Raw genomic sequence first — 25,960 nt, 5'->3', positions numbered from 1 at the left:
GTCTATTTGTCATCTTCTAGAGAATATGGCAGAGGTAAAATTGACATAGATACCTCTGGTGTGTGCTTAGCACGTAATGTCGATGTGACATCAGTGTCATTAGGTAGTACAGCTAAAGCACTATATTTTTGTGTTTTGGAATTATAAACTTGATTGATAATTTTCCCTGCTCGACGCCAGTTTTCACCTAACTGTATTTCCACATCAGTTTCACTGAGCGCTTTGTCATTGGAGCCTTGTAGAATATACATAGCACGTTTGTTTTTACCTAAGTAACGCATGCGCGCAACCGTTTCCTGGCCGGTATAGCATCCTTTTTTAAAGCTTATTCCACCAATTGCTTGCAAGTTAATCATTTGTGGGACGAACTCTTCAACCATTCCATCACTTAACTGCGGCTCACCCGCAATAATCGTTGCCTCTGTAAAGGCATGGTGCTCATCACTTAATGTGATTTCAGCAGGTAAATTGAAATGTTCATCAACGTAAAGCACGATACGGTTTTCATCCAAACGCAGTGCTTTTTGATTGGCGAACTCACATGCATTTGAGTTTGTGAAGTTTAAGCCGAGTAATTCACATGTTTTAGTTTCGTTGTCAGTTAATATCCCTATGATATTTGGAGAGGCTAAATGATGAATATCCACTTGCGCGAACACACCATATTTTTTTAGCTCTCGTGCTGATGCCGCAACTTCACTTTCAGAGCCCATCATAAAAAAATGATCATTAAATTTAAATACTCTGAATGCGCCCCAAAGCTTGCCCTTAGGGCTACAGTGGCCTGCCCACATAAATTGTTCATCAGTGATTAGATTCATATCTTGCGTTAACTGGCCATGCAAATAACTTAGTTGCTCTTGACCTGAAATAGAAATTAGCTGATATGGCAACTGAAAAGCGCGAGTGAGCGACATAATATAGATCCCTATAAATTGAGTTTTTTAATAATAACGCATATCTAGAGTGTCATAAATGGATGGTGATGATTTAACAACATATATGAGAGCTTTATTTGGTGATTTAAAGTAAAGCGGTGTATTTCTACACATATTCTAAGATATAATCTTAAACTTAAGAAGGTGATTAGAAATTAATTTTTAGGGGTGAATAATGGCTGAGCTTTTTTCTAAATCTCGTACAAAGTGGGCTTGTCGTCGGGGTATGTTAGAGCTTGATGTTTTACTTGGGCCATTTGTTGACGAAGCGTATGATGCATTGTCAGAACATCAAAAGTTGGTATTTCAACGATTACTTGAAATGGAAGACCCGGACTTGTTTGCTTGGTTTATGGGCCATGAACAATGTCCTGATGCAGAGCTAAATACCATGGTGCAATTAATTCTTGGCAGAGTCCGCGTATAGATTTGAAGTAAAAAATAATGTATTAGACCATCGAACAATCGTGGTCTTTTTTGCATGTCTAAGTTTTCTATTCATTTTGTTATTCCCAACGGTTGTGGTGATAATCAGCAATATATTATGTTGTATATTGGGGTGTGTGATCAGTATCAATACACTGGAAAAGAAATTCATTACATCAGGCGTGATAAACCTCAGTATTTCAAAAAACTATATTAGTTGGCGAACGGGTGAACAGGTTATAGAAGGCAAAGTTAGCCGGGCGAAGTTGTACTTAAATGTACTTGTTTTGGAAGTGAATAATTTTGACCATTCTCAACAGCTGTGCGTTATACAGTCTGCGTTGACGACACAATCGTGGAGACGATTGTGTCGTGTAAGCTTAAACTGTTCAAGCTAAGGTGTTAAAATGGTTGGTTCTGGGTTACTGCTTTGGTCTGGGTAATCCAATGTATAATGCAAGCCTCTGCTCTCTTTACGTTCTAGTGCACTGCGAATAATTAACTCCGCAACCTGAACTAAATTCCTAAGCTCTAATAAGTTATTGCTAACTCTAAAATTAGCATAATACTCATGGATCTCTTGATTAAGTAACTCAACCCTGCGCAGTGCTCTTTCAAGTCGTTTAGTTGAACGAACGATACCAACATAGTCCCACATGAACAAACGTAACTCATGCCAATTATGCGTAATCACCACTTCTTCATCTGAGTTACTTACTCTACTTTCGTCCCATTCAGGCAGCATAGGAGGGGCGGGCATAGTGTTAAGTTTAAGTAAAATATCTTTGGCGGCGGCATGAGCAAATACAATACATTCGAGTAGGGAATTACTCGCCATACGATTGGCGCCGTGGAGACCTGTATAGGCGACCTCTCCAACCGCATATAAATTACTTAAATCAGTACTGCCGTTAAAGTCGGTGATTACACCACCACAAGTGTAGTGTGCTGCAGGTACTACGGGGATCGCATCCTTGGTTATATCTAACCCAACACTTAAACACTTGGCATATATCGTCGGGAAATGCTCAATGATAAAGTCTTTATCTTTATGAGAGATATCTAGGTAAACACAATTCGCACCAAGACGTTTCATTTCATAATCAATCGCGCGTGCAACGACATCCCTTGGTGCAAGCTCTTCTCGTTCGTCAAAATCAGGCATAAACCGAGTACCGTCAGGACGCTTCAATAGTGCTCCTTCACCGCGCATGGCCTCAGTAATAAGAAAGTTTTGTAGCTCTGGGTGATATAAACTGGTTGGGTGGAATTGATTAAACTCCATATTGGCGACTCGACATCCTGCACGCCACGCCATAGCAATACCATCTCCACTCGATACGTCTGGGTTTGAAGTGTACAAATATACTTTGCTAGCTCCGCCTGTTGCTAACGCCACAAACTTTGCTGAAATGGTTTCTACTTGTTCGGCAATACGATTGTAGACATAAATACCATCGATCTGTTTCTTATTATTTTTGTTCGGAATTAAGTCAATGGCATTGAATTGTTCACATACAGTGATATTTGCATGACTTAATACTTGACTGACTAATGTGGTTTGCACAGCTTTACCGGTCGCATCGGCGGTGTGCAATATACGACGGTGACTGTGGCCTCCTTCCCGTGTTAAGTGAAAACGTTCTTTACCTTTACTGTCAAATTCCATGTCAAATGGCACACCTTGCTCAATAAGCCACTTTAAGCAATTTTTAGCATTACTAGCAGTATAATGAACCGCTTCTCGGTCGCATAACCCCGCTCCTGCGGCCAGCGTGTCATCTACGTGGGATTCAATGCTGTCATTTTTTTTATCGAATACTGCGGCTATCCCACCTTGAGCATAGAGTGTTGAACCTTCTTTTAGCGCACCTTTGCTGACAACGGTTACGTGGCAGTGGTTTGCTAAAGATAGAGCTAAGCTTAAACCGGCAGCACCGCTGCCAATAACAACTACGTCAGTGTGATGGTGTTTTATTTGTTTCATGATCTTCGCTTTTTCTATGCGTTTCATTCAGCTATATGTACATATCTGCTATGATACAACTAACTTGACGTCAATACTGAATATTTTTATTAGCATTTAGTGCTGATATATACGTCTAGACGTGTAATTTGGACTTATTTTAAAAAAAATATAAAAAAAACAGAACTTTTTATTTATAACTTAGTCAGAGTAGCTGTGATTAATGGCAATAGTGATTAAGTGATAAATTATAACAATGAGGAGTACCGGCTCGAATGAGCGAGCAGGATTTGGATTTAGAACTGGTTAAGCGGGTTCAGCAAGGAGATAAAAACGCCTTCAACCTTTTAGTTGCCAAGTATCAGAATAAAGTAGCGGCTTTGATCTCTCGTTATGTGTCGAATCATGGCGATGTAGCGGATGTTGCACAAGAAGCATTTATTAAGGCTTACCGTGCATTGCCGAACTTTCGCGGAGATAGTGCATTTTATACGTGGTTATATCGTATAGCTGTTAATTGCTCGAAAAATTACTTGGTATCTCAAGGGCGAAAGCCGCCAGCCAATGATGTCGATGCAGAAGAAGCCGAGTTTTATGACGGCGCAGAGCAACTTCGCTCTAATGCATCACCAGAGAATTTGTTGTTAAGTGAAGAGGTTAAATCAGTGATATATCAAACTATCGATGGTTTGCCTGATGACTTGAAAACCGCTATCACCTTGCGAGAAATCGAAGGGATGAGTTATGAAGAAATTGCGGTGATTATGGATTGTCCAGTAGGGACAGTGCGTTCTCGCATTTTCAGAGCTCGAGAAGCGATAGACAATAATTTAAACCCATTAATAGGTGAATCCTAACATGACAAAAGCTAACCACACTGCATCGCGTCAAGAAGTAGCGTCTCGAGTGCTAGATGGTGACTTACCGTCGAATGAGCTATCAGTGGCACAACTTGATACTGAAAAGTTTGTTCGCTATGCCCAGATTGGGGATGTAATGCGTGAACGCCAGGGTGGGCTCAATATTGATATTACTGCAAGCGTGGCTGCAGCGTTAGAGAGTGAGCCATGCCATAGTGTTCCAGTGGGGGCGCAAGTTGATGTTCAAGATAATGGGACGAAAGTAATTAAGTTAAGCGCTTGGCAAAAGCCGCTATCACAAATGGCTATTGCTGCGAGTGTCGCGCTTGTTGCTATTGTCGGAGTGAATACAATGCCGCAGCCAAGTGGTGAAGATACAGATAACTTACCTGTATTCCAATCAACCCCATTGGCAGGTGGCGTGTCCCCAGTGAGTTTCTCTTCAGAACAACCGGCTTTAGAAAGCGCTGAAAAAGGCTTGCGTGAGCTACAACAGCAGCGTATAGGTGCTCTCGTTTTAGAACATCAAAGACAATCAAGAGTTGCGTACTCTTTGCAAAAGCAGACACAACGAGCAGATGAACAGCCAGAGGAAAAGAAGTAATTAAATGAGATTAATTGGCTGTATTTTAGGTTTATTTTTTACATTTATTGCAAACGCTAATGATGTAACGACAGCAGAGCAGCTTTTACACAATATGGCAAAAGCTGTTCATACTAGGAACTTTAACGCATCATTCGTTGTTTCTAAGGGTAAGGGGATGGAACCTTATCGTTGGATACACGCAAAACAAGGTGATACAGAACTTGAACTATTAAGCTTACTGAATGGTGCTGGCTTAGAAATGGTAAGAGTGAATGACCGTGTAACTTACTTTGAACCCCAGTCGCCTCCTTACTCGATAAGTACAGACTCAATCGCGGGGCCTATTCCGGAAGTTTTATTTAAAGATATTTCTTCTTTACTAGAAAACTATGATTTTGTGCTGGGCGGTAAAGGACGAGTTGCTGGCAGGCCTTCACAGTTGGTACGAATAGAGTCAAAAGATGAGAGTAAATATAATTATTGGTTATGGATTGACACACAATCGTCATTACTTTTGAAAGCGGCTTATGTAAACCAACAAGGTGACCTTTTAGAGCAGTTGTTATTAACTCACATAAGTGTCACTCCTGAGCCATCATCTCAACTTCTTGAGCTACAACAGAAAGAATTTCCAGCACCATTACCAATGCAAACTGTCAATGAGCAAGGTAGCACAACGAGCAATTGGGTAATTGGATGGTTACCTCAGGGGTTTAAGTTACTTAAATCAGACAGACATAAATTGGATTTAAATAACGAATTAGCCGATTACTACTTATACTCTGATGGTTTAGTTGATATTTCGGTGTTTGTGCAGCGGCCATTACCAGGACAACGCGCCAGTGGTGCGCTCTCTTCAGGCGCGACTACAGTATATGTGCATAACTCAGGTGCTTTTGATGTATCAGTTGTAGGTAATATCCCTGCGTTGACAGCAAAGAGCATTGCTGAGTCGGTACAACGACCTTTATGATTGAACAGACTCTACAGGTAGTGTCAGTTGATGGCACTACCGCATATTTACAAGCTGAGCAAAAGCCAGCTTGTGCCGGCTGCAATGGTAAATGTGGCTCTCAAATATTTAGTAAACTGTTTGGTACTCACAGCAAAACCTTTCCAATTGAACTTGAACATGTCGTAGAAGTCGGTCAACAGATACGTCTGTCATTAGATGATAGACATATTGTGCGCAATGCTTTTTTTGTATATATGTTTCCATTGTTGGGGGCATTTTTTGCTTTGTTTATCGGCGCAGTCGGTTTTAGCTTACCTGAACCTTGGCAAATATTTTGTGCTGTGATAGGTGGGTTTTTAGGCTTTTTAATTGCTAAACAGCAAGTTAAACGCTTGAAGCATGAAGTTCGATTGGTGAAAGTTTATCCAATTAGTATTCCTCTGACGCAAATAGATGGTGATTGCGGCAAATAAAAGGTAAAATCTCGGCTTTATTATAAACCATGACTTACAGAAGTTTAGAATCCAGTATATGAAGCATATCCGTAACTTTTCTATCATCGCCCACATCGACCACGGCAAATCAACGCTTTCAGACCGTTTGATCCATGTCTGCGGTGGCCTTACTGACCGTGAAATGCAACAGCAAGTGCTGGATTCGATGGACATCGAACGTGAGCGCGGCATTACCATTAAAGCGCAGAGTGTAACGTTGAATTACACCGCGAAAGATGGTGAAACTTACATGTTGAATTTTATCGACACACCAGGACACGTAGATTTTACTTATGAAGTGTCTCGTTCTTTAGCTGCTTGTGAAGGTGCTTTACTTGTAGTTGATGCTGGGCAGGGGGTCGAAGCACAAACGTTGGCAAACTGTTACACCGCCATCGAAATGGATTTGGAAGTCATTCCAATTCTGAATAAAATTGATTTACCGCAAGCAGATCCTTTGCGTGTTGCTGAGGAAATTGAAGACATTGTTGGTATCGACGCATTAGATGCGGTGCAATGTAGCGCTAAAACAGGCATCGGCATTGATGATGTACTGGAAAACATTGTACGAGATGTACCGCCACCGGAAGGTGATCCGGAAGCGCCGTTACAAGCATTAATTATCGACTCTTGGTTTGACCCGTATCAAGGGGTTGTATCATTGGTACGTATTAAACACGGTGAATTGCGTAAAGGCGATAAAATAAAAATAATGTCGACGGATCAAACGCATATTGCGGATCATGTTGGTATTTTTACACCAAAGCAAACGAATACCGGTATTTTAAAAACAGGTGAAGTGGGCTTTGTTATTGCGGGTATTAAAGACATTCATGGTGCGCCTGTGGGTGACACGATTACATTATCGCAAAATTCAGCGGTTGAGCGTTTACCCGGTTTCCAGCGAGTTAAGCCTCAGGTTTATGCGGGTATGTTCCCAATAGCTTCAGATGATTATGAAGCATTCCGTGACGCCTTAAATAAATTAAGTCTGAATGACGCATCGTTATTCTTTGAACCTGAAAGTTCAACAGCACTGGGTTTTGGTTTTCGAGTCGGTTTCCTTGGCATGCTCCATATGGAAATCATCCAAGAGCGACTAGAGCGTGAATATGATATGGATCTAATCACGTCTGCGCCAACAGTAATTTATGAAATAGTAACAAAGGATGGTACTATTCAAATTGATAACCCGTCTGACTTACCTGCTGTGAACGACATTATTGAAATGCGTGAACCAATGGTTGAAGCAAATATCCTAGTACCGCAAGAGTACTTAGGTAATGTTATTACACTGTGTGTAGAAAAGCGTGGTTCGCAAACAAAGATGGCATACCACGGAAAACAAGTTGCAGTAACTTATGAGTTGCCTATGGCTGAAGTGGTGATGGACTTCTTTGATAAGTTGAAATCAACCAGCCGCGGTTTTGCTTCACTAGATTATAACTTTAAACGCTTCCAAGTATCAGACATGGTAAGAGTAGATATACTCATTAACGGTGATAGAGTTGATGCGTTGGCTATTATTGTTCATCGCGATGGCGCGCAATCAAGAGGCCGCCAACTTGCCGAGGCACTTAAAGAACTGATCCCACGGCAAATGTTTGATATAGCAATTCAGGCGGCAATTGGTGCTCATGTTATAGCAAGAACAACCGTGAAACAGTTACGTAAGAATGTAATTGCAAAATGTTACGGTGGTGACGTGAGTCGTAAGAAGAAGTTACTTCAAAAACAAAAAGATGGTAAAAAACGCATGAAACAGTTAGGTAATGTAGAAGTGCCTCAAGATGCATTTTTAGCCATATTAAAAGTAGGCAAATAACAGGAATTTTTAGATGGCTGGCTATTTTTCAGTATTATTGGTGTTAATTACGCTAGGTTCAGGCCTCATTTGGTTGTTGGATCACTTATTATATGCACCGAAAAGAAAAGAACGTATCGCGCTTGCACAAGGGAGCAGTGGCACACTTTTAGAAGATGATGTAATCGCTGAGATAGCACCTGAACCTGCAATTGTTGAAGGGGCAAAGTCGATTTTCCCAATGATTGCCGCCATCACAATTTTCCGGTCGTTTATTTTTGAACCATTTCAGATCCCATCAGGGTCAATGATGCCAACGCTACTAGATGGTGACTTTATTCTAGTACAAAAGTTTACGTATGGTATTAAAGATCCAGTTTGGCGTTCTCAACTTGTTGAAGTAGGCGAGCCAGAGCGGGGGGATGTAACGGTGTTTAAGTTTCCTCTGGACGAGCGTATTGATTTCATCAAACGTATAATTGGTTTACCAGGGGATCGTATCGTTTATCGTAATCGACAGTTATACATTCAGCCAAAGTGTAAAGAGGGGCAAACTCAACAAGGCAATTTGGTGTGTGGCGAGTATAATAAGATTAAGTTAGACATTGTAAATCGTGATGAATATAAGCAAGGCTCAATGCAACTGGTACGTTTGACAGAAGATTTACCAGGTGTACAGCACGATATACTCATTAACCCACAAGCATTGGAATTAACTGAACGTTATTACCAGCAGCAGGGCACCCGAAAAGATGAATGGGTAGTACCTGAAGACAGCTACTTTGCAATGGGTGACAATCGCAATAATAGTCAAGACAGCCGTATGTGGGGCTTTGTACCTAAGGCAAACTTAGTCGGTAAAGCCGTATTTATTTGGATGAGTTTTGAATTTGATAATGGCCCAGATAGCCTATTACCAGGCTGGGTTCCAACTGGTGTTCGTTTTGAACGCCTAGGTAATATTCAGTAGCAATGAAAAGAAACGTAGCAGAATTATACAGTAAGATAGGATATCAATTTAATAACGAAGCATTGCTTGAGCAAGCTATGACGCACCGAAGTCATAAAGGCCAGCACAATGAGCGCTTAGAGTTTTTGGGCGACTCAATTTTAAGTTTCGTTATCGCTAATGCCCTATATGAGCAATTCCCAAAAGCGCGTGAAGGCGATTTAAGTCGGATGCGTTCAACTTTGGTTCGAGGTCAAACCTTGGCTGAATTTGGTGTGGAATTTAACTTAGGGGATTACTTAAGGTTAGGTCCTGGGGAATTAAAAAGTGGAGGGTTTCGTCGCGAATCAACACTTGCCGATGCAGTTGAAGCAATTATAGGCGCTGTATTTTTAGATTCAGATATTAATAAATGCAGTGACCTTATCTTGCATTGGTATCAGTCTCGGTTAGATGCCATCTCTCCAGGCCATAACCAAAAAGATCCAAAAACTTTATTGCAAGAATATTTGCAGGCACGCAAACTTCCGTTGCCAGGCTATACGGTTATCGATACAAAAGGTCAAGCACATAATCAAACATTCACGGTAGAATGTATTGTTGAAGGAATGGATAGTATTATTTCAATCGGTAGCTCACGTCGAAAGGCGGAGCAAAAAGCTGCCGAAAAAGCATTGAAGATCATAAAAAATGACGCCTAATACGCACTGTGGCATGATAGCCATCGTTGGTCGCCCAAATGTTGGCAAATCAACACTCTTGAATCAAATTGTTGAGCAAAAAGTGAGTATTACATCACGTAAGCCACAAACTACTCGCCACCGTATAATGGGTATTCACACAGAAGACAATTATCAAGCTGTCTATGTTGATACACCAGGGCTTCATATTGAAGAGAAGCGTGCTATAAACCGTTTAATGAACCGTGCAGCATCAAGTTCTATCGGTGACGTTGAGCTAATTATCTTTGTTCTAGAAGGTACACTTTGGAATGCTGATGATGAGATGGTCTTAACCAAAGTCATGGGCAGTGGTCGGCCTGTTTTAGTGGTAATGAACAAAGTTGACCAAGTAAAAGATCATGAACTTGTTTTACCGCATATGCAATGGTTGAGTGAGCAGGGGAACTTCGCCGGTATTATCCCTGTTTCTGCGAAACAAGGCAAAAACATTGATATGGTAAAGGAAGAAGTGCGTAAGCGTTTACCTGAATCTGAGTTTTACTTTCCTGAGGATTATGTAACCGACCGCTCAATGCGTTTCTTGTCAGCTGAAATTGTGCGTGAAAAGCTGATGCGCTTTATGGGAGATGAGTTACCTTACTCAGTGACTGTTGAAATTGAACAGTTTAAATGGCAAGACAATGGCGTGTGGCAAATTAATGCGTTGATCTTAGTTGAACGTGAAACCCAAAAGCGTATGGTGATAGGTAACAAAGGCGAAAAGCTTAAAGTTATTGGCCGTGAAGCGCGCAAAGATCTGGAAGATATGCTTGATAACAAAGTCTTTTTAGAGCTTTGGGTTAAAGTGAAGTCTGGCTGGGCTGATGATGAGCGTGCTCTGCGTAGTTTAGGTTACGGAGAAGAATGATTGCATAGCGACTTTCGGCAAGCGTATTTATTGCATCGACGTCCCTATAGTGACTCTCAATTGATGCTCAATATGCTTGTTGAAGGCGTTGGTCACCTCACTATGCTTGCTCGTATCAAGGGTAAGCAATCATTGAAGCATAATGCCCACCTACAACCCTTCGGGTTACTCCTTTGTCAATATGCCGGGCGATATGATCTAAAGTACCTTAATAAGTTCGAACTTGCCTCAGAACCTTTGCAGTTATCGGGTAAACTATTGTATTGTGGCTTTTATTTAAATGAATTGACCTATCGTGCAATACCGTGCAATGAACCATTAGAGCAAGTTTTTGAATTGTATCAAACCCATTTAACATTGTTGGCTAAGTGTGATGATATTGAGCCTATTTTACGAAGTTATGAATTTCAATTGCTGAGTATGTTAGGGTTTGGTTTAGAATTTGATTATGATGCACATGGTGAACCTGTGAGTGCGAATTACTCGTATCAATATGTTGACGAGCTTGGGTTCGTTCGCACTGAGCAGCCTCAGCTGGGTTTTTCAGGTGCTGTGCTATTGGCTATGGCGGAACATGATTTTGCTAAGCAAGCAGTACGCCAGCCAGCAAAACACTTGAGCCGATATTTATTAAAACCGCTTTTAGGACATAAAGCCTTAAAAAGCCGAGAACTTTTTATATCAAGGTAGAACAATGAAAGATATTTTATTAGGTGTTAATGTTGACCACATTGCGACATTACGCCAAGCGCGTGGTACCCGTTACCCTGATCCAGCTCATGCGGCTTCTGTTGCCGAGCACGCTGGTGCGGATGGGATCACGATTCATTTGCGTGAAGACCGTCGTCATATTCAAGACCGAGATGTTTATGTTATGGCGCAAACCATCCAAACTCGTATGAATCTTGAAATCGCGGTCACTGATGAAATGATTGATATTGCATTGGAAGTAAAGCCGGCTTATGTCTGCTTAGTACCAGAAAAACGGGAAGAGCTAACAACGGAAGGTGGTTTAGATGTAGTGAGTAACGTCGAAAGAATCACAAGTGCAGTAGGACAGCTTGCAAAGGCTGGTATTAAAGTGTCTTTGTTCATTGATGCGGATAATGCACAAATTGATGCAGCGAAACAAACAGGTGCGCCGTATGTAGAGATCCATACAGGCGCGTACGCTGATGCAGAAACAGATGCTGAGCAACAAATTGAACTAGAACGAATTCGTCAGGGTGTTCAATATGCAGATAAGCAAGGTATTATTGTCAATGCCGGACATGGTTTACACTATCATAATGTTAAACCGATAGCCCAAATGCCAGAAATATATGAACTTAATATAGGTCATGCCATCATTGCTAGGGCCTCGGTTGATGGGCTAGAAAAAGCCATAAGAGACATGAAACGTCTGATGATTGAAGCGCGACAAGCGTGATCAATTTTTTATTTATCTGCGACAAAGCCGACATTATGTCGGTTTTGTCGCAAATAAAAGCTGGCGAAAGCCACTTTGGTTACAATTAGAAACTAATCCTGAGCTGCTAAAGCGGTCTTAACGGCAAGCATATATTGTTCATCAGCTTTGGCAAACTGTGTAAGCATTCGTTGCTGAATATCTTCATTAGCCAAGTTTAACCCTCCCGCAATGTTGTCCGCTAGCTCTCGTTGCTGTACGGGGCTCATTAAGCGAAATAAATCACCCGCCTGCGTATAGTAATCTTCGTGATCTTGGTCATGTGGTTTGACCCATGCATTCTGTGCCAATGGCATTGGTGGTTCTGCGACTGCCGGATCAGGGCTCGGGGCACCAGCATCAATTCTGTCGTTGGGGTAGAAGTTGACGTTGTTATTACCGCTGTTTGTGGGATCAGAAAATGGGCAGGCCCCTGCGAACGCACCGTCACGTTGGTAATTATGGACAGGACACTTTGGCGCATTAACAGGAATTTGATTTGCGTTTACACCAACACGGTATCGATGCGCATCTTGGTATGCAATTAACCTTGCTTGTAGCATTTTATCTGGTGATGCACCGATACCAGGCACCAAATTACTTGGAGCAAATGTCGCTTGCTCAGTTTCAGCAAAGTAATTATCAACATTGCGATTGAGTTCAAGTGTACCAACATCAAGCAGTGGCACTTCATTGTGAGGCCAGACTTTGGTTAAATCAAACGGATTGACACTCAGCTCCTTTGCTTGTGCTTCCGTGATAACCTGTAACTTGACTTTCCAACTGGGAAAATTACCTTGCTCAATGGCAGCCACTAAGTCTTGCTGTGCGCCAAATGATGGGTATTTATGTGCATCATCACTAGATACCGTTTCGATACCTTGTTGGGTTTTTAAGTGCCATTTTACCCAAAACCGTTCACCATCTTGATTCCAAAAGCTTAAGGTGTGTGAACCAAAGCCGTGCATATGTCGGTAGCTTAATGGAATGCCTCGGTCTGACATTAAGATGGTCATTTGATGTAATGATTGGGGATGATTTGCCCAGAACTCAAACATAGCAGCCGGATCGGGTAAGTTAGTTTTAGGGTTTTTCTTTTGAGAATGGACAAAGTCTGGAAACTTTATCGGATCATTAATAAAGAACACCGGTGTATTGTTACCTACCAGGTCAAAATTGCCCTGTTCGGTATAAAATTTCACTGCAAACCCACGAGGGTCTCGTGCATAATCACTTGAATCTTGGCCGCCCCCGACAGTTGAGAAACGGACGAATACGTCAGTTTTTTGCTCTGCTTTTTGTAAGAAGCTTGCGATACTATAGTGTTTCAACGATGTGTTTAAAGTAAATGTCCCATATGCCCCAGTGCCTCTTGCGTGCACCACTCTTTCAGGCAGTCTTTCACGGTTAAAGTGTGCTAGCTTTTCAAAAAGCCTGAAATTATCAAAAGTAAGCGCACCTTGCTCACCTGCAGAAATACTGTTGTTGTCGTCTGAAATAGGGGCGCCAGCCGCTGTAGTAAGAGTCGTTTTCATAATGCCTCCGCAATAGTGATCAAGTATTAACTAGACCTAACGGTCTATGTTCAGTGGCTGCCATGACAAAATTAAGTAACCTATGGGCTGTCCACACAATGCAGTATAGAGAGTCTATTGATATCTTATAAATGATATAAATAGCTTATTACAATCAATTTAATCGATGGTTTTTTGTGACGTATGTTGTCATGTATATGTAAGTCATTGGAGGGGGGGATTTGTGTGGGGCTGCATATATTAATTATGTTGGTAAACTCAAGGTACTGTAAATGATTACCAGAATGGGTTAACTATGAAAAAGTGGCAGTACGCATTTTTGAAAAAGCAGGGGTTGCCAGCACATTATATCCAAGATGCTGAGCCGATACTGTCATGGTTCAACGCGACGTATACTCATGCGCAAGTCCAATCTAACCGTTTACCGTTTTGTCTTGGTATTAATGGCGCACAAGGCAGTGGAAAATCAACTTTGGCACACTATTTAGCTCGCTCATTAGAGGCACAAGGATTAAGTATTGCAGTTGTCTCTTTGGATGATTTTTATTTATCTCCTGAAGAGCGAAGCATACTTGCTAAGCAACATCACCCGCTGCTGGCAACGAGAGGAGTGCCGGGTACCCATGCAATAAAACTTGCCATCGAAACTGTTCGGTTATTTAAAGCTCAAAAGGCATTTACTTTACCAAGGTTCGATAAATCACAAGATAGACCATTTCTTCCGAAGTATTGGCAAACGATAGAAGTGCCGCCAGATATTCTGATCTTTGAAGGTTGGTGTGTGGGATTAAAATCAGAGCCCTTGGAACGGTTATGTCACCCTTGTAATACATTAGAGGCGCAGCAAGATACGCAGGGTAGGTATCGGCGTTACGTAAATCAATGTTTAGCGGCGGACTATCAGACCTTGTTTTCTTTAATTGATAAATTAGTGTACTTGAATGTTCAAACGTTTGAGCGTGTTTACCAGTGGCGGCAGCAACAAGAACAGCAATTAAAATGTAAATCTGGAAAAGGCATGACTGAGCAAGAGGTTTCTCAATTTATACAGTATTTTGAAAGGCTTACTAGGTGGGGAATGGCTTCGTTACCAGAGCAAAGTGATTTATCAGTCACCATGGATAGCACACATCGTTTCAATCTAACCTAACTCTTCAATTCAGTACTGCACTGTCTCGACCCGAAGTTATTTAGTATCACGTTTACGTGGTCTTTAAGTTTTTGTTTTATATGCTTTTAAGTTTAAATGTGTCTTACCTTGTAGTCTTGGACGACATACGCGTCGGCAAAATATATGCTTTTCGAAAGTCATGAGTGAAGGTGTAGATACCAACTTTGAGGCAAAGAAAAAGTAATTCAGTAATGCGGTTGTTAAGTGTAAATATAGGAACCGCTTTACCTTTACTCATAAAGCGTGTTTTTTAACGATAAAATGGAGTGACCAATGAGTGTAATGAAAAGCACAGAGTCAAAATTTGAAGATTTTAAAATAAATGTAAAGTTGAAGATTTCAGCACTTTGGATAGCGGTCATGTTTTGCTATGTATATGGTGATTATATACAGATATATGTGCCAGGAATTATGGCTAAAGCAATGGAGGTAAATAGCAGTATTGAAATTCAACTCCAATTTCTTGCTGTGGCAGTACTTATGGTAGTTCCAAGTGTGATGGTGTTTTTTACATTGGTACTTAAACCAACCATAAATCGCTGGGTAAATATCATCGTTTCTATGTTATTTATACTCATGCTGGTTGCAACAAACTTGACTGAAACCTGGTGGTTTTACTTATTCTTAACAGCAGTTGAAGTGGCTATATCGGTTGCAATTGTACTATATGCATGGCATTGGCCGAAAACATGCAAAGCAGAATGATTTCTGAATAATAACGATCCGTCATAGAGGTTTAAAAATGAATATTCAAAAAGTAATCGTATTGTTTATGTGTTTATGTAGTGTTTTGAGCGGGGGGGCTGATGCGAGTGTAGAAAATGCAATTGAGGCTTTTGAAAGTAATGAGCTTTCACGAGCTCAAAAATTGTTGTTACAGAATGACGAGCTCAGTTCTATTAAGTTCACTTATTTAGCGCGTATTGCCTTCGAACGCAATCAACTTGATGATGCTGAAAATTATATTATAAAAGCGATACAATTAGATGACAAAAACGCACATGCTCATTTTGTGTTTGCCGATATTGCTGCTAAGCAAGCGGACGCCGCGAGTGTTTTCAGTATAATGGGTTACCTTGAAAAGGTTAAACAAGGATTAACACTGGCGGTAGAGTTTTCTCCTAATAATGTAGAATATCGAGAGTCGTTGATCCAATATCATATGCATGTGCCGACCATATTAGGAGGAGACTTAAAGGTAGGGTTAAAACATGCCCACGCACTGAAAAAAGTGAGTCCTTTGTTGGGAGCAACAGCATTAATTCAGGTGTATGGTAAAATGGGAGATGAAGAAAAGCTCAGTCAAATATCAAAATTAGGTATGCGAGATTTTGGTGATGAACCACAGTTTCATTATCAACTGGGAATATACCATCAAACCCAAGGACGTTATGCAGACGCGTTAGTATGCTTTCGCAAGGCGACAGAATTAGATACTAACACACCCGAACAATCTAGAGCGAAATACAGAGCATTATTTCAAATTGGTCGAACAAGTGTACTCAGTGAACGCGATTTAGATGAGGGAGAAAAAGCATTGAAACAGTATCTAAATGAAGCGGTAATTTCTAATAAAATGCCAACAAAGGAATGGACGAAATTTAGGCTAGCAAATATTTTAGAGGCAAAAGGTCTAAAACTCAAAGCGAAGCGTTTGTATCAGGACTTAGCGAATTATGTTGTAGACGGCGAGTTGAAAAAACAGCTAACGAAAAGAATAAAAAAGTTAAAATCACTTTAGTAACTCAGCGGGTGGTATTGGGAGGATATTTTACTTCAATAGGAAAGAGGAGCTAATGTTTAGCTCCTTATTTTTATCTAAAAACGACGAGTAGTCGATTGATATTGCAATCCGATGTACTCGAGTCAAAGTTAATCGTCACTTCTTTATTTGCTGTGGCAGCAGTCAAGGCCGCACTGTAAATATTCTGTAAGCCAGCAGCTGTTACGCCATTTTTGTTGGCAGATAAATACTAGTATTTGGGTATAGAACCATTTGTGCATTTAGCATGATCTTGTGTGAAAGTAAGTACAACATCTCCATTAGACTGAGGGTAAACTTTGTTGATTGTAGATGTATGCCATGTCGGTTCTGCACTTGCGAAACCAGATACACTGAGCAGGGCCGTGATAGCACATATGTTGCTTATTTTATTCATATTGACTCTCGTTTAAATTCAACTCCATTTTAGAGATGTCTGGGATGAGAATCAAACTTGCAAAAGCTATATATATGTATCGATGATCTTAAGGTATGAGGTAGGGCTGTAAAGGTGGTTATCAGAATTCCTATTTGCAGGCCTCATGCTCAAGGGGATTTTACACCTTGAACTTAAATTATATTGTATACAATTTACATTATACCTTTGTTTGTGTTACAAATACGAACGTTGTGTTTAAAACGAGTCACGGCTTTGGCTAGGGAACATCTGCATGGCCCAGAATAATTGACATCGTGTTTATTAAAAATACTGGGCTTATATTTGTTAATTTACGCCTGTATTACAGCGTTTGAATTTTATGTAATGCATTGTATTTAATAGCAATTAATGGAAGTAAATGATGTGTGTAATCAAATAAAGCATAAATATAAAACACGCTCAGTTTAAAGTGTTCATGCTAGAGAGGTTAGGTGTTGTTACTTGATTTTTACCGAGTCCCCCTAGGCTTTTAATATCAAGTGACGACTTAGCCTCTCTTAGACCGAAACATCAGCCCCTCTGAGCTATCGAAGATATTGAGTATTAAAATAACAATTAGAAGGAAAACCAAATGCTTTTTAGAACATTGACCTTATCAAGCGCAGTGCTGCTTGCATTATCCGGCTGTGGTGGGAGTAGTTCATCAACTGAAACAGTGATAGCTCCAGTAGCAGAAACACCCGTAGTAGATCCTCCAACTACAGCAGAAGTTGATTTCTCTAGCGCGAATGAGCCTGCCCTGAAACTGGATGTGGTGAAACTAAATATTAGTACTACAGAAGGACAAGGTCGATCGTATTATGTAGACGTGCCTGAAGATAGTGAAACGTTAGTAGTGAGTTTATTCACCGGTACAGCGAATAAAGATCTCGGTGACCCCGATCTTTATGTTAAATACGAGGAAGAAGCAAGCGCGGGTGCTGAAGGAACATTTGACTGCGTATCTTACAAAGGCACGAACAGCAATGAAGCATGTATTATCGATAAGCCTAAAGCAGGCCGGTACCACATATTTATTGATGCTTACGAGGGGGGGGACGCCGTTGAGGCGTCAATGTTTGCGACGACAGAGCTGTTCAGCGGCAATGTAATGTGTGATGAACCTGTACGGATCCGCGCACAGTCAATGTCTGAAGCGGAACTCCATGATGCATGTGATATTGTTAAACGCACCAAAAGGGTGTTTGATGAAGTGTTACATTCAGGAATTACTCCTGAATTCCAACAGGCCGTTGCAAATGACTTGAATGAAATTACCAATATTCATATTTTCGAAAGCTTATCAAATCATGCTGCTTGGGCTGAGCATTTGAGAAACACCAGTAATACCAGTGGCATTTATTTTGAGACATCTCCATCACAGTGGTGGCATAGTTCTGATATTTGGACTTTTGATGCTCTTGAGTGGAGTGGCGGACGGTCGGTACTTCGATCATTTGCGCACGAATATATTCATGCATTAGATGGGCGATACAACAAAGAAGGCGGCTATAAAGGCAGTTTAGGTTGGTGGAGTGAAGGTCTCGCTGAATATTTAAGTACTTTCTATAATAGGTACTATTCACGTGTCTCAACTGCGAATAGTGAAGAGTCTTATACGTTAGCTGAAATCTTCGCTGGTGATGCAAATATATATTCATGGGGACAGCTTGCGGTTGCTTTTTTAATTGAGCAACGTTCTGACCTTGTGTCTCAAATGCTTGTTCATATGCGTGCTGGGCAGTGGGAAGAGTTTGACACCCTAATGGCAAGTATTGCTGCTGACAATCAACCAGCGTTCGAAAACTGGTTAAAGATGACACTGACCGAGCAATATAAAGCAAGTGTCGAAGTTGTTGCACTTGGCGATTACCAACAGATTAATGGTCGTGGTGGTTGGTTATTTTCTGTGGATGTACCAGCTGGCTTACCTTCTGTAACATTTGCTACCTCAGGCGGCTCGGGGAATGTTGATTTTTGGGTTAAGAAAGGCGTTGAAGTTCATCCTTCTATCGATACTGAATTTACTTGTAAGTCAGTTACAGACAACACAAATGAGGAAAAGTGTGTACTGGCTACGCCTGAGTCAGGCAAGTATTACATTGCAATTTCTTCAGACTTTATAGGGTCAGATATTATCGACCTTAATTTCACAGCATGTGCAGGTGATGAGTGTAGTGTTACGACTCCAGAGCCAATCCCACTTGTTTCAGCCACAGAACCTTACTTACCACATTGGCCAGAAAAAGGGACTATTGGTACCTGTAGCTTAGCAGAAACCTACTATGATTCTGATAAAACAGCGCAAGATTTAACGATCACCAACCCAACTGAAAAGTTGGTGAAAGTATATTGGTTAAATAGAAAAACAGGTGAAAAGTCGGGTGACTCTTATGCCACTTTAGCTAAAGGCGAAAGTTATACCGCGGATGATTGGGATGTGGGCCATAGGATCATGCTTACCGATGGTGCCGACAACTGTTTAGGTGTTGCATTATTGAATGAACAGAACAATGCATTTGAAGTAACACAAGAGATGGTTAAAAATGCTTTAGATGTTGCGCCTCCACCGGTGATCCCAGATGCAACAGCCGAGATGGGGAGCTGCGATTTAGCAGTACCTTATTCAAGAACGTCAGACGCAGCACCTGACTTACAAGTTGTGAACACCATGACTTCAGCAGTTAAACTATATTGGATCAACAACAACACTGGAGAGCCGTTATTGACAACGACCTATGCAACACTAGCGCAAGGTGAAATCTATACAGAAACATTTTGGTCTGCGGGTGATCGCATGATGGTTGCAGATGAAAGTAATAACTGTATTGGTGTATTGGATCTCAATAATACCAGTAATGTTTTTGTACTTAAATAAGTTTCAGCCTAAATTGATGTTGCTTTAGTATTTATCAGTAAGAGAATCAGATGGGCTTGGAGTCTTACGGCATGGCGCTATAAATTTAGCGCCATGTTTCATATGAATTGTCGTGTATTAGAAGTGCCTGTCTAGCACACAGGTGAATATGAACTGCTATTTATTCATCTCTCTATGGTTTTATAGGAAGGGGGGTTTTTACAAAATAGGGAGTTTAATTATAAACATGGCGCCACCAGAGGAAGATCTGGCTACACTAACTTCTCCGCCCAATTGATTAACAGCACCTTTTACAATAGCTAACCCCATGCCGAGCCCCCCGGTTTTTCTAGTACGACTGCTGTCTAATCGAGCATAGGGAACAAAAATAGTGTCGTGGTCATGCTTTGATATGCCTTTGCCATCATCTTCAATGGTTATTTTGAGCACACCTTTTGTACTTATGACTGTTATATCAACTTGTTGCTTAGCATGTTGCGCCGCATTTTTTAGCAGGTTATCAATAATTAACCGCAAGTGCGTTGAATTACAGTAAACGGTGATATTTTTGCAACAAAGGGTGTTAATACTTATCACTGAGCGCAGTGTAAGTTGTTCGACTCGGTATGCGATAAAGCGGTTTAAATTAAACGTTTTGTTACCGTCTTCTTTTACCTGCATGTTGAGTTTGGAGAATTGAATTACTTGTGTACAGAGCTCATCAATGTCGCAGATATATTGATCAATATTGTCAATTAAGGCAAGTTGTTCAGAGGTGAGACTGTATTTTCTGAGGATACCTGAGGCCAATTGTATTCTACTTAGCGGTGTTCTGAGCTCATGTGGAACGGCTTGTGCAAAAATTTGGCTTTCATTCATTTTATTAGATAATGCAGCCGCCATACTATTGAAACTTGTTGCGAGAACAGTTAAAGGCTCCGAAAGGGGCTTAACCCGAGCGGCTAAATCGCCTTTACCAAATTGATAGCTCATTTGGTTTAAGTGATTGATTTCTTTTTGAAGCTTTCTTATCTGCAGGTATAAAACAACTCCGATCACTACGACAATAACAATCAAGACAATAAAAGGGGCATATACTTCTATATCGAAAGAGGAAGTAGGCAGAGCGTATTCTCGAAGCGAAAATTCTTGTTGTTTGTCTTTGATAATGAGTTTATCTGAGCTGTCCTCGACTGAATGAATAGATAATAAAGCTTCGTCTTTTAATTGATATACATCGGCGTTGTTATAGCGTGCTATAAAAGTGCAATGTGGACACGATAGACTGATATTGTCAGAACCTAGCCAGATAAAATCAAAAGGATACAGTGAGTTATCAATACCGCGATAGAAAATATCCGCAGGTGTTTTGGTCATTTCCCTCTGGTTTTCCAATACATGCTTTACAAATAAAGTATCTGTTACAAAGTCAGCTATTGCATCCCGTTCATTCCACTTATCTAAAATAAAAATCGTCACGAAAACACTGCAAAAAATAGCCAAAAATAATAAGCCATATAAGCGGGTAAAAAACGGCATGATCAGCTTATTCATTGATGAGTAGATACCCTTTATTTCGAATTGTTTTGATCCGTTTATACGGTTGTTGGTCATCATTGAGCTTTTTTCTAAGTCCAGAGATACGCATGTCTATGGAGCGATCTGAGATCTCATAATGAATGCCTCTGAGTGCGTGAATACAATCCTCTCGTGATACTGTATGGCCTGCATTTTTGTGCAGCAGTGCGAGCAAATCAAACTCAGAGGTCGTTAAATTAACTAATGTGTTGTTTAATGTTACTGAGAATGTATCATAATTGATTTCAAGCGTATGAGATGGCTCATTGTCGGTCTCTATGACGTCAACGTATGTTCTTCTCAGTAGCGCTTCTATTCTGGCGGACATGATATGTGGTTTTACTGGTTTTCTTAGGTAATCATCTGCGCCGCATTTTAATAAGCTGACTTCACTAATATCATCTTCTCGGGCGGTTAATACGATTATCGGTCCAGTATAAAATGCCCGAGCCTGTTTACACACCTCAAACCCATCGACACTTGGTAACATTAAATCAAGCAAAATTAGGTCGGGAGATGAATGACGAATTGTGGTTATGGCTGTATTGCCATCCGCAACCACGGTGGTTTGGTAGCCATCACTTTGCAAATACATCTCGGTTAATCGAGCAATTTCATGGTCATCTTCAATTATGAGTATGTGCACTGCGCCTCCGTATGTTGTGACAAATCGTGCATTATAGTGTACTGATTTTAGCAAAAGTTTCGATGCTTCTTACAAGCGCTTACAAAGCAATTTATGTCTTACATAGGCTTACGCATTCATGACCTCTTTTCTTATATGATTTTTGCTAAGTAACCTCAGGTTTGGATAAGGGTTTTGGAGTAGGAAATGTTTTGAAAACAAACTTACGTACAATCCAATGATGATATTTTGTTCAATATCAAGGCGCTTTTATGCAGTAATTTCGGGCTATTACAAATAAAAGCAACACCGAGAGTGAGGAAAATAGCTTTATTGGGCAAATTCGCTTATCGAGAGCTGAGGTTAAGTATTAATCAAGAGGAATACCCATGAAGATAACCTATCTAAATTGCTTTTTAATTCCATTTGCTGCATCACTGTTATTCGGTTGCAATGCCAAATCAACGCCTAAAGGGACTGTGGTCTCGATTGAGCCAACGCCACCGATAAACCAAGCGGGTAATACTGCAGGCCTTTCAATACAAACATTGGCACTTGGGATCAGTGAGATCCCGAGCTCGCTTGCAAGTACTTACACTAAAACGCTGAAATTTAATCGTTATACTCAGGTATCAACGCCCAATAGCAAAGCAATTCATATTGTTGCTCAAGATCAGATCACGGATAATCAAATAGTACGAGCACGTTCTATTTTAGAGCACTTTTTAGCACCGCTGCCTGATTCAGAGTATGGCTCAGATAAAACGGCGGTGGCGAATAAAATGTCTGAAAATGGGGCAGTATTATTGCTATTAAATGGTGTTGATGACGGCACAAATAAAGCGGCAGAACTTGATGGGCAACCACTTTATTTTGGTGAGATGCAGGTAGAAGGCCATCCGTGGTACATCACACAAGATTATGCTCATCGAGACGCTTCATATGAAGAAATACTTCATCTGGTACACGATTATGGTATTGGTGTTGATCAAAATACGGCATTTAATGGCGCATTACCGAGCTTTCAAGCCGAAATTCGCTCGGCGCAAATAGATGCGCAGTCACAGAACCTTTGGGGTATGGGAGCTGCGGATTGGATAACTGAATTAACCGCAGAGAATAGCTTATCGCAAGAATATTTAGCCGCCGTTGTGGATGTATATTACGGTTTATGGGGAGCAAATATGGAATTTCCTACAACTGGAATGCATGATTTATATGTTGCTAAGACACGCGAAGATATTGTGACAAAAGACCCACTGGGTGCAACATTAATGGATAATAAGTTTTTCGCTCCTTATTTAACGTATAACGCCAGAATAGATGAAAGTTTTACCGGAGACTTCAGCTTACTGTTTAACGCGAATTTGCCTTATACCCATCATGCACAATATTTAAAAGATGTGACGCTCACTGGCACCAACAAAAGCAATGTAATAGTGAATCAACTCAACAATCACATCACAGGAAACATAGCTGAGAACACGGTGATATTTTCAGGATCGTCAGTCGAATATCAAATTGCCCATGCTAACACTTATGTAACGGTGGAAGATATGCGAGATAACCGAGATGGGACCAATACACTCATAGCAGTCGAAAAAATCCGGTTTTCAGATATAACATTGGATGTGTTGAGTAATTAACCATAAGGTTTTAATGAACACAATGCGTGAAGGTTTTTGTTGAGAATAAGTGAAGGTGAACGCACTAATATGGCATAAATACTGAGAAATTAAAGCAGTAAAAAAGGCGCATAAGCGCCTTTTTTAAATTATGTATTAGCTATCTATGTGATCTTCAACACCGACGATTAACCAAGGTGCATCTCCTGCCGTTTTGCGTTCCAAGTGCCATACTTCATGAATTGGCTCTTCTTGCATATCGCCTAAATCACGGTATTTACCTTTGAACATGATACTGATTTCCCATACGTCAGGTTGTGTATCTGCACGAACCATTTCGGCATCGATAAACATCACTTCTGTTGCTACATCACCTTGCTGTTCGCGCTCTTGCTTGAACTGAGCTACTAATTCAGCGCTTAAATACTCAGCCATTGTGGTGTAGTCTTTGCTATTCCATGCGTTTTGTAATGTATGGTAATGTTGACGTGCACCTTGCAAGAAGCCATTTACATCAAAATCACGAGGTAGATTGAACGGCACATCCTGTTGTTGAGCAAAACCACCGGACGTTGATTGTTGTGCTTGAAACTGTTGAGGTTGGTTAAACGCTTGTTGCTGGTTAAATTGCGGTGCGCCAGCCATTTGTGGTTGTTGACGCTTTGCCATAAAGCTTTTGATGAGCTTGAAAATCACAAATGCCGCAATAGCAAGCATAAGCATTTCCATAAACTGAAAGCCTTCGAAGTCGTCGCCTAGCATTGATGCAATCAAACCGCCGGCAAGTAAACCACCAAGTACGCCCGCCATGATGCCTTTTTTACTTGATTTTGGCTTCGCTGTTTTATTTGCAGTCAAAGATTTAGTATCCACTTGCTTTTTTTGTGCGGTGGTACTGGTTTGGTGGGTTTTACCTGATTTCTTACTACCAAATTTTTTGCGGGCTTCAACGTCAAAGCTCGTGGCAAATAATAGTGAGATTAGCGAAAACAATACTATAAAGTTTCTCATAACAATCCTATAAATCTTAAGTCGTTAGGATTTTAAAGAAACTTGTCCAGAAGATAAATATAAAGCGATGAAATTAGGTCGAAAAGAAAAGGCGCAAAGCGCCTTTTTGTAAACCTTTATAACCAGCGCAACGCGCCACTGACTTCATTGTGATAGTCTTCAATAGGTGTACCAATATCTGCCACTAATATGGTGTCGGCCTTCTGCCCATTGCCTATCATGCCAGCAAATCTTTCATCGTTGAAATGGCTGTCATTATGTTTATATTCATTACCCTGGGCTGGCACTATAAACACTGTCATCGGACCATGTTCAGATTGAAAAACTAAATGAAGGCTTTTTTGACCTTTAAAATTACAGAAAGTGGCATAGGTTACCTTGCCTGGTAAGCTATCAAATTGACCACCCAGCATAGCCAATTTTTCATTTACAACTTGCAAAGCCACTTCTTGACTACGCTCTAGCGCATTGACTTCATAATAAACATGTTCTAGTGCGTGCTCACCAGCTTGCAAAGGAGCGCTCGTAGCACTCATAAAGTAAATGCCTACCGCTAAAACCATACTTGCAGCCGTGGCGAATGGTTTGTCATATTTTCGATACCATGCAAGTGGGATCACATTGCTTGCTTGGTCTTCTTGTTGCTGTACCAATATACGATCAGCAAGCCCAGCAGGTACTTCTACTTGTAATGCACTTTTTAACTGTGCATCAAAGTCTTGCAACTCATCCACCAAGCTCTGTTGCTCTGGATTATCAATCGCATGATCAATGACTTCCGTGTCATTGGGATCTGCAAAAAGTCGACGACGAAATTCTAATTCATCCATCAGTTTGACGCCCCTTTAATAGGTTCATGATTTTCAGTTAAAGCCTCTTTCAGCTGGTTACGAGCTCGGTACAACCGTGTCATCACCGTATTTTTGTTTAACTCTAATATTTCAGCTATCTCTTCACCTGAGCACCCCATCACAACTTGTAATAACAGTGGCTCTCGATATTCAGCAGATAACTTACCAATTTGCCTTTGTATGACGGTTTGTTCCATCTCTTCGTCAAGTGTGACACTTCTATTATCCACTAAGGTGTCATTTTCTACATCAGCGTAATCAAATTGCTTTCGTTCAAAACGCCGAGCATTCTCGCGTCTTAAAATCGTTAATAACCAAGGCTTTGCGGCATTGTCATCTTGTAATGATTCTAATGACCGCCATGCCCGTAAAAATGTTTCTTGTACTAAGTCTTCAGCGACAGTGGGATCATGGCACAACCAATAGGCGAAGCGGTATAGCTCGCTGTGATATACCTGAACCAAAGATTCGTAACGTTTTTGTTTTGTGGTCATGCTAATAAGACCTTGTAG

26 protein-coding genes are annotated in these 25,960 nt (G+C 40.8%); 17 read left to right on the top strand and 9 right to left on the bottom strand.

Annotated elements, in window-relative coordinates; all coding sequences use genetic code 11:
- Nucleotides 1-2: 2 nt before the first annotated feature.
- Nucleotides 3-917 carry a CAF17-like 4Fe-4S cluster assembly/insertion protein YgfZ gene (gene ygfZ / locus PAUR_RS12625; RefSeq protein ID WP_192508076.1) on the bottom strand — a complete coding sequence of 305 codons (915 nt, stop codon included), beginning with the start codon at nt 915-917 and terminating at the stop codon, nt 3-5.
- 196 nt (nt 918-1,113) lie between these two features.
- Between ygfZ and PAUR_RS12620 the strand changes: the two genes are divergently transcribed.
- Together PAUR_RS12620 and PAUR_RS23985 are read left to right on the top strand one after the other, a co-directional pair.
- Nucleotides 1,114-1,365, top strand: a complete 252-nt coding sequence (locus PAUR_RS12620) for an FAD assembly factor SdhE (protein ID WP_192508075.1) — start codon at nt 1,114-1,116, stop codon at nt 1,363-1,365.
- 40 nt (nt 1,366-1,405) lie between these two features.
- Nucleotides 1,406-1,762 (top strand): protein YgfX, encoded by a 357-nt coding sequence (locus PAUR_RS23985; RefSeq protein WP_404821697.1) that lies wholly within the window; start codon nt 1,406-1,408, stop codon nt 1,760-1,762.
- Here PAUR_RS23985 and nadB read toward each other — a convergent pair.
- Nucleotides 1,759-3,351, bottom strand: a complete 1,593-nt coding sequence (gene nadB / locus PAUR_RS12615; protein ID WP_192508074.1) for an L-aspartate oxidase — start codon at nt 3,349-3,351, stop codon at nt 1,759-1,761. The two genes, PAUR_RS23985 and nadB, sit on opposite strands and share 4 nt — an antisense overlap.
- Before the next feature lie 254 nt (nt 3,352-3,605).
- Between nadB and rpoE the strand changes: the two genes are divergently transcribed.
- Genes rpoE through pdxJ form a run of 10 tightly spaced genes read left to right on the top strand, consistent with a single transcriptional unit; the run spans nt 3,606 to nt 11,997 of the window.
- Nucleotides 3,606-4,187, top strand: a complete 582-nt coding sequence (gene rpoE / locus PAUR_RS12610) for an RNA polymerase sigma factor RpoE (protein WP_192508073.1) — start codon at nt 3,606-3,608, stop codon at nt 4,185-4,187.
- Between the two features lies 1 nt (nt 4,188).
- Nucleotides 4,189-4,794 carry a sigma-E factor negative regulatory protein gene (locus tag PAUR_RS12605; protein ID WP_192508072.1) on the top strand — a complete coding sequence of 202 codons (606 nt, stop codon included), beginning with the start codon at nt 4,189-4,191 and terminating at the stop codon, nt 4,792-4,794.
- 4 nt (nt 4,795-4,798) lie between these two features.
- A complete protein-coding gene (locus PAUR_RS12600) occupies nt 4,799-5,749 on the top strand; it encodes a MucB/RseB C-terminal domain-containing protein (RefSeq protein ID WP_192508071.1) in 951 nt (316 codons plus the stop codon).
- Nucleotides 5,746-6,204, top strand: a complete 459-nt coding sequence (locus PAUR_RS12595) for a SoxR reducing system RseC family protein (protein ID WP_192508070.1) — start codon at nt 5,746-5,748, stop codon at nt 6,202-6,204. Before PAUR_RS12600 ends, PAUR_RS12595 begins: the two co-directional genes overlap by 4 nt.
- A gap of 58 nt (nt 6,205-6,262) precedes the next feature.
- Nucleotides 6,263-8,050, top strand: a complete 1,788-nt coding sequence (gene lepA / locus PAUR_RS12590; RefSeq protein ID WP_192508069.1) for a translation elongation factor 4 — start codon at nt 6,263-6,265, stop codon at nt 8,048-8,050.
- Nucleotides 8,051-8,063: 13 nt separating this feature from the next.
- A complete protein-coding gene (gene lepB / locus PAUR_RS12585; protein ID WP_192508068.1) occupies nt 8,064-8,999 on the top strand; it encodes a signal peptidase I in 936 nt (311 codons plus the stop codon).
- Between the two features lie 2 nt (nt 9,000-9,001).
- Complete coding sequence (rnc, locus tag PAUR_RS12580; RefSeq protein ID WP_192508067.1) at nt 9,002-9,679, top strand: ribonuclease III; 678 nt, start codon at nt 9,002-9,004, stop codon at nt 9,677-9,679.
- Nucleotides 9,669-10,568: a GTPase Era gene (gene era / locus PAUR_RS12575; RefSeq protein ID WP_192508066.1), complete on the top strand. Its 900-nt coding sequence runs from the start codon at nt 9,669-9,671 to the stop codon at nt 10,566-10,568. The genes rnc and era overlap by 11 nt, the downstream gene beginning before the upstream one ends.
- A complete protein-coding gene (recO, locus tag PAUR_RS12570; protein ID WP_192508065.1) occupies nt 10,569-11,258 on the top strand; it encodes a DNA repair protein RecO in 690 nt (229 codons plus the stop codon).
- A 4-nt stretch (nt 11,259-11,262) separates the two neighbouring features.
- A complete protein-coding gene (pdxJ, locus tag PAUR_RS12565; protein ID WP_192508064.1) occupies nt 11,263-11,997 on the top strand; it encodes a pyridoxine 5'-phosphate synthase in 735 nt (244 codons plus the stop codon).
- Nucleotides 11,998-12,089: 92 nt separating this feature from the next.
- On the opposite strand, the gene PAUR_RS12560 is transcribed toward pdxJ, so the two are convergent.
- Nucleotides 12,090-13,550, bottom strand: coding sequence for a catalase (locus PAUR_RS12560; protein WP_192508063.1), 1,461 nt, complete (start codon nt 13,548-13,550; stop codon nt 12,090-12,092).
- Between the two features lie 295 nt (nt 13,551-13,845).
- Between PAUR_RS12560 and PAUR_RS12555 the strand changes: the two genes are divergently transcribed.
- From PAUR_RS12555 to PAUR_RS12545, 3 genes are all read left to right on the top strand, one after another.
- Nucleotides 13,846-14,700: a kinase gene (locus tag PAUR_RS12555; protein ID WP_192508062.1), complete on the top strand. Its 855-nt coding sequence runs from the start codon at nt 13,846-13,848 to the stop codon at nt 14,698-14,700.
- Nucleotides 14,701-14,994: 294 nt separating this feature from the next.
- A complete protein-coding gene (locus tag PAUR_RS12550; RefSeq protein WP_192508061.1) occupies nt 14,995-15,426 on the top strand; it encodes a DUF6326 family protein in 432 nt (143 codons plus the stop codon).
- Nucleotides 15,427-15,463: 37 nt separating this feature from the next.
- Nucleotides 15,464-16,462 (top strand): tetratricopeptide repeat protein, encoded by a 999-nt coding sequence (locus PAUR_RS12545; protein WP_192508060.1) that lies wholly within the window; start codon nt 15,464-15,466, stop codon nt 16,460-16,462.
- Between the two features lie 232 nt (nt 16,463-16,694).
- Here the strand turns inward: PAUR_RS12545 and PAUR_RS12540 are convergent, their stop codons facing one another.
- The gene (locus PAUR_RS12540; protein ID WP_192508059.1) at nt 16,695-16,880 is read right to left on the bottom strand and encodes a hypothetical protein; all 186 of its coding nucleotides are present in this window, start codon (nt 16,878-16,880) and stop codon (nt 16,695-16,697) included.
- Between the two features lie 613 nt (nt 16,881-17,493).
- Here PAUR_RS12540 and PAUR_RS12535 point away from each other — a divergent pair.
- Nucleotides 17,494-19,779 (top strand): collagenase, encoded by a 2,286-nt coding sequence (locus PAUR_RS12535; protein WP_192508058.1) that lies wholly within the window; start codon nt 17,494-17,496, stop codon nt 19,777-19,779.
- Between the two features lie 198 nt (nt 19,780-19,977).
- Here the strand turns inward: PAUR_RS12535 and PAUR_RS12530 are convergent, their stop codons facing one another.
- Complete coding sequence (locus tag PAUR_RS12530; RefSeq protein ID WP_192508057.1) at nt 19,978-21,312, bottom strand: sensor histidine kinase; 1,335 nt, start codon at nt 21,310-21,312, stop codon at nt 19,978-19,980.
- On the bottom strand, nt 21,305-21,982 hold the full coding sequence (locus PAUR_RS12525; RefSeq protein WP_318782609.1) for a response regulator transcription factor: 678 nt from the start codon (nt 21,980-21,982) through the stop codon (nt 21,305-21,307). The genes PAUR_RS12530 and PAUR_RS12525 overlap by 8 nt, the downstream gene beginning before the upstream one ends.
- Nucleotides 21,983-22,350: 368 nt before the next feature.
- Here PAUR_RS12525 and PAUR_RS12520 point away from each other — a divergent pair, with 368 nt between their 5' ends.
- The gene (locus PAUR_RS12520) at nt 22,351-23,607 is read left to right on the top strand and encodes a hypothetical protein (RefSeq protein WP_192508056.1); all 1,257 of its coding nucleotides are present in this window, start codon (nt 22,351-22,353) and stop codon (nt 23,605-23,607) included.
- A 135-nt stretch (nt 23,608-23,742) separates the two neighbouring features.
- Here the strand turns inward: PAUR_RS12520 and PAUR_RS12515 are convergent, their stop codons facing one another.
- The 3 genes from PAUR_RS12515 to PAUR_RS12505 form a co-directional block, all read right to left on the bottom strand.
- Complete coding sequence (locus tag PAUR_RS12515; RefSeq protein ID WP_192508055.1) at nt 23,743-24,597, bottom strand: Tim44 domain-containing protein; 855 nt, start codon at nt 24,595-24,597, stop codon at nt 23,743-23,745.
- Nucleotides 24,598-24,713: 116 nt separating this feature from the next.
- Entirely contained in the window at nt 24,714-25,427 is a 714-nt protein-coding gene (locus PAUR_RS12510) for a DUF3379 family protein (RefSeq protein ID WP_192508054.1), read from the bottom strand.
- On the bottom strand, nt 25,427-25,942 hold the full coding sequence (locus tag PAUR_RS12505; RefSeq protein WP_192508053.1) for a sigma-70 family RNA polymerase sigma factor: 516 nt from the start codon (nt 25,940-25,942) through the stop codon (nt 25,427-25,429). Before PAUR_RS12505 ends, PAUR_RS12510 begins: the two co-directional genes overlap by 1 nt.
- Between the last annotated feature and the right edge of the window lie 18 nt (nt 25,943-25,960).

The organism is Pseudoalteromonas aurantia 208 (assembly GCF_014858725.1).
GTDB classification, from domain to species: domain Bacteria; phylum Pseudomonadota; class Gammaproteobacteria; order Enterobacterales; family Alteromonadaceae; genus Pseudoalteromonas; species Pseudoalteromonas aurantia.
Note: the sequence above shows the minus strand (reverse complement) of the source record. Positions and strands in the feature narration are given on the sequence as shown.

Excerpts from the sequence above, each read along its gene's own strand:
- ygfZ (WP_192508076.1), bottom strand. The coding sequence starts at position 917 with ATGTCGCTCACTCGCGCTTTTCAGTTGCCATATCAGCTAATTTCTATT.
- PAUR_RS12620 (WP_192508075.1), top strand. The coding sequence starts at position 1,114 with ATGGCTGAGCTTTTTTCTAAATCTCGTACAAAGTGGGCTTGTCGTCGG.
- nadB (WP_192508074.1), bottom strand. The coding sequence starts at position 3,351 with ATGAAACAAATAAAACACCATCACACTGACGTAGTTGTTATTGGCAGC.
- rpoE (WP_192508073.1), top strand. The coding sequence starts at position 3,606 with ATGAGCGAGCAGGATTTGGATTTAGAACTGGTTAAGCGGGTTCAGCAA.
- PAUR_RS12605 (WP_192508072.1), top strand. The coding sequence starts at position 4,189 with ATGACAAAAGCTAACCACACTGCATCGCGTCAAGAAGTAGCGTCTCGA.
- PAUR_RS12600 (WP_192508071.1), top strand. The coding sequence starts at position 4,799 with ATGAGATTAATTGGCTGTATTTTAGGTTTATTTTTTACATTTATTGCA.
- PAUR_RS12595 (WP_192508070.1), top strand. The coding sequence starts at position 5,746 with ATGATTGAACAGACTCTACAGGTAGTGTCAGTTGATGGCACTACCGCA.
- lepA (WP_192508069.1), top strand. The coding sequence starts at position 6,263 with ATGAAGCATATCCGTAACTTTTCTATCATCGCCCACATCGACCACGGC.
- lepB (WP_192508068.1), top strand. The coding sequence starts at position 8,064 with ATGGCTGGCTATTTTTCAGTATTATTGGTGTTAATTACGCTAGGTTCA.
- rnc (WP_192508067.1), top strand. The coding sequence starts at position 9,002 with ATGAAAAGAAACGTAGCAGAATTATACAGTAAGATAGGATATCAATTT.
- era (WP_192508066.1), top strand. The coding sequence starts at position 9,669 with ATGACGCCTAATACGCACTGTGGCATGATAGCCATCGTTGGTCGCCCA.
- pdxJ (WP_192508064.1), top strand. The coding sequence starts at position 11,263 with ATGAAAGATATTTTATTAGGTGTTAATGTTGACCACATTGCGACATTA.
- PAUR_RS12560 (WP_192508063.1), bottom strand. The coding sequence starts at position 13,550 with ATGAAAACGACTCTTACTACAGCGGCTGGCGCCCCTATTTCAGACGAC.
- PAUR_RS12555 (WP_192508062.1), top strand. The coding sequence starts at position 13,846 with ATGAAAAAGTGGCAGTACGCATTTTTGAAAAAGCAGGGGTTGCCAGCA.
- PAUR_RS12550 (WP_192508061.1), top strand. The coding sequence starts at position 14,995 with ATGAGTGTAATGAAAAGCACAGAGTCAAAATTTGAAGATTTTAAAATA.
- PAUR_RS12545 (WP_192508060.1), top strand. The coding sequence starts at position 15,464 with ATGAATATTCAAAAAGTAATCGTATTGTTTATGTGTTTATGTAGTGTT.
- PAUR_RS12540 (WP_192508059.1), bottom strand. The coding sequence starts at position 16,880 with ATGAATAAAATAAGCAACATATGTGCTATCACGGCCCTGCTCAGTGTA.
- PAUR_RS12535 (WP_192508058.1), top strand. The coding sequence starts at position 17,494 with ATGCTTTTTAGAACATTGACCTTATCAAGCGCAGTGCTGCTTGCATTA.
- PAUR_RS12530 (WP_192508057.1), bottom strand. The coding sequence starts at position 21,312 with ATGAATAAGCTGATCATGCCGTTTTTTACCCGCTTATATGGCTTATTA.
- PAUR_RS12520 (WP_192508056.1), top strand. The coding sequence starts at position 22,351 with ATGAAGATAACCTATCTAAATTGCTTTTTAATTCCATTTGCTGCATCA.
- PAUR_RS12515 (WP_192508055.1), bottom strand. The coding sequence starts at position 24,597 with ATGAGAAACTTTATAGTATTGTTTTCGCTAATCTCACTATTATTTGCC.
- PAUR_RS12510 (WP_192508054.1), bottom strand. The coding sequence starts at position 25,427 with ATGGATGAATTAGAATTTCGTCGTCGACTTTTTGCAGATCCCAATGAC.
- PAUR_RS12505 (WP_192508053.1), bottom strand. The coding sequence starts at position 25,942 with ATGACCACAAAACAAAAACGTTACGAATCTTTGGTTCAGGTATATCAC.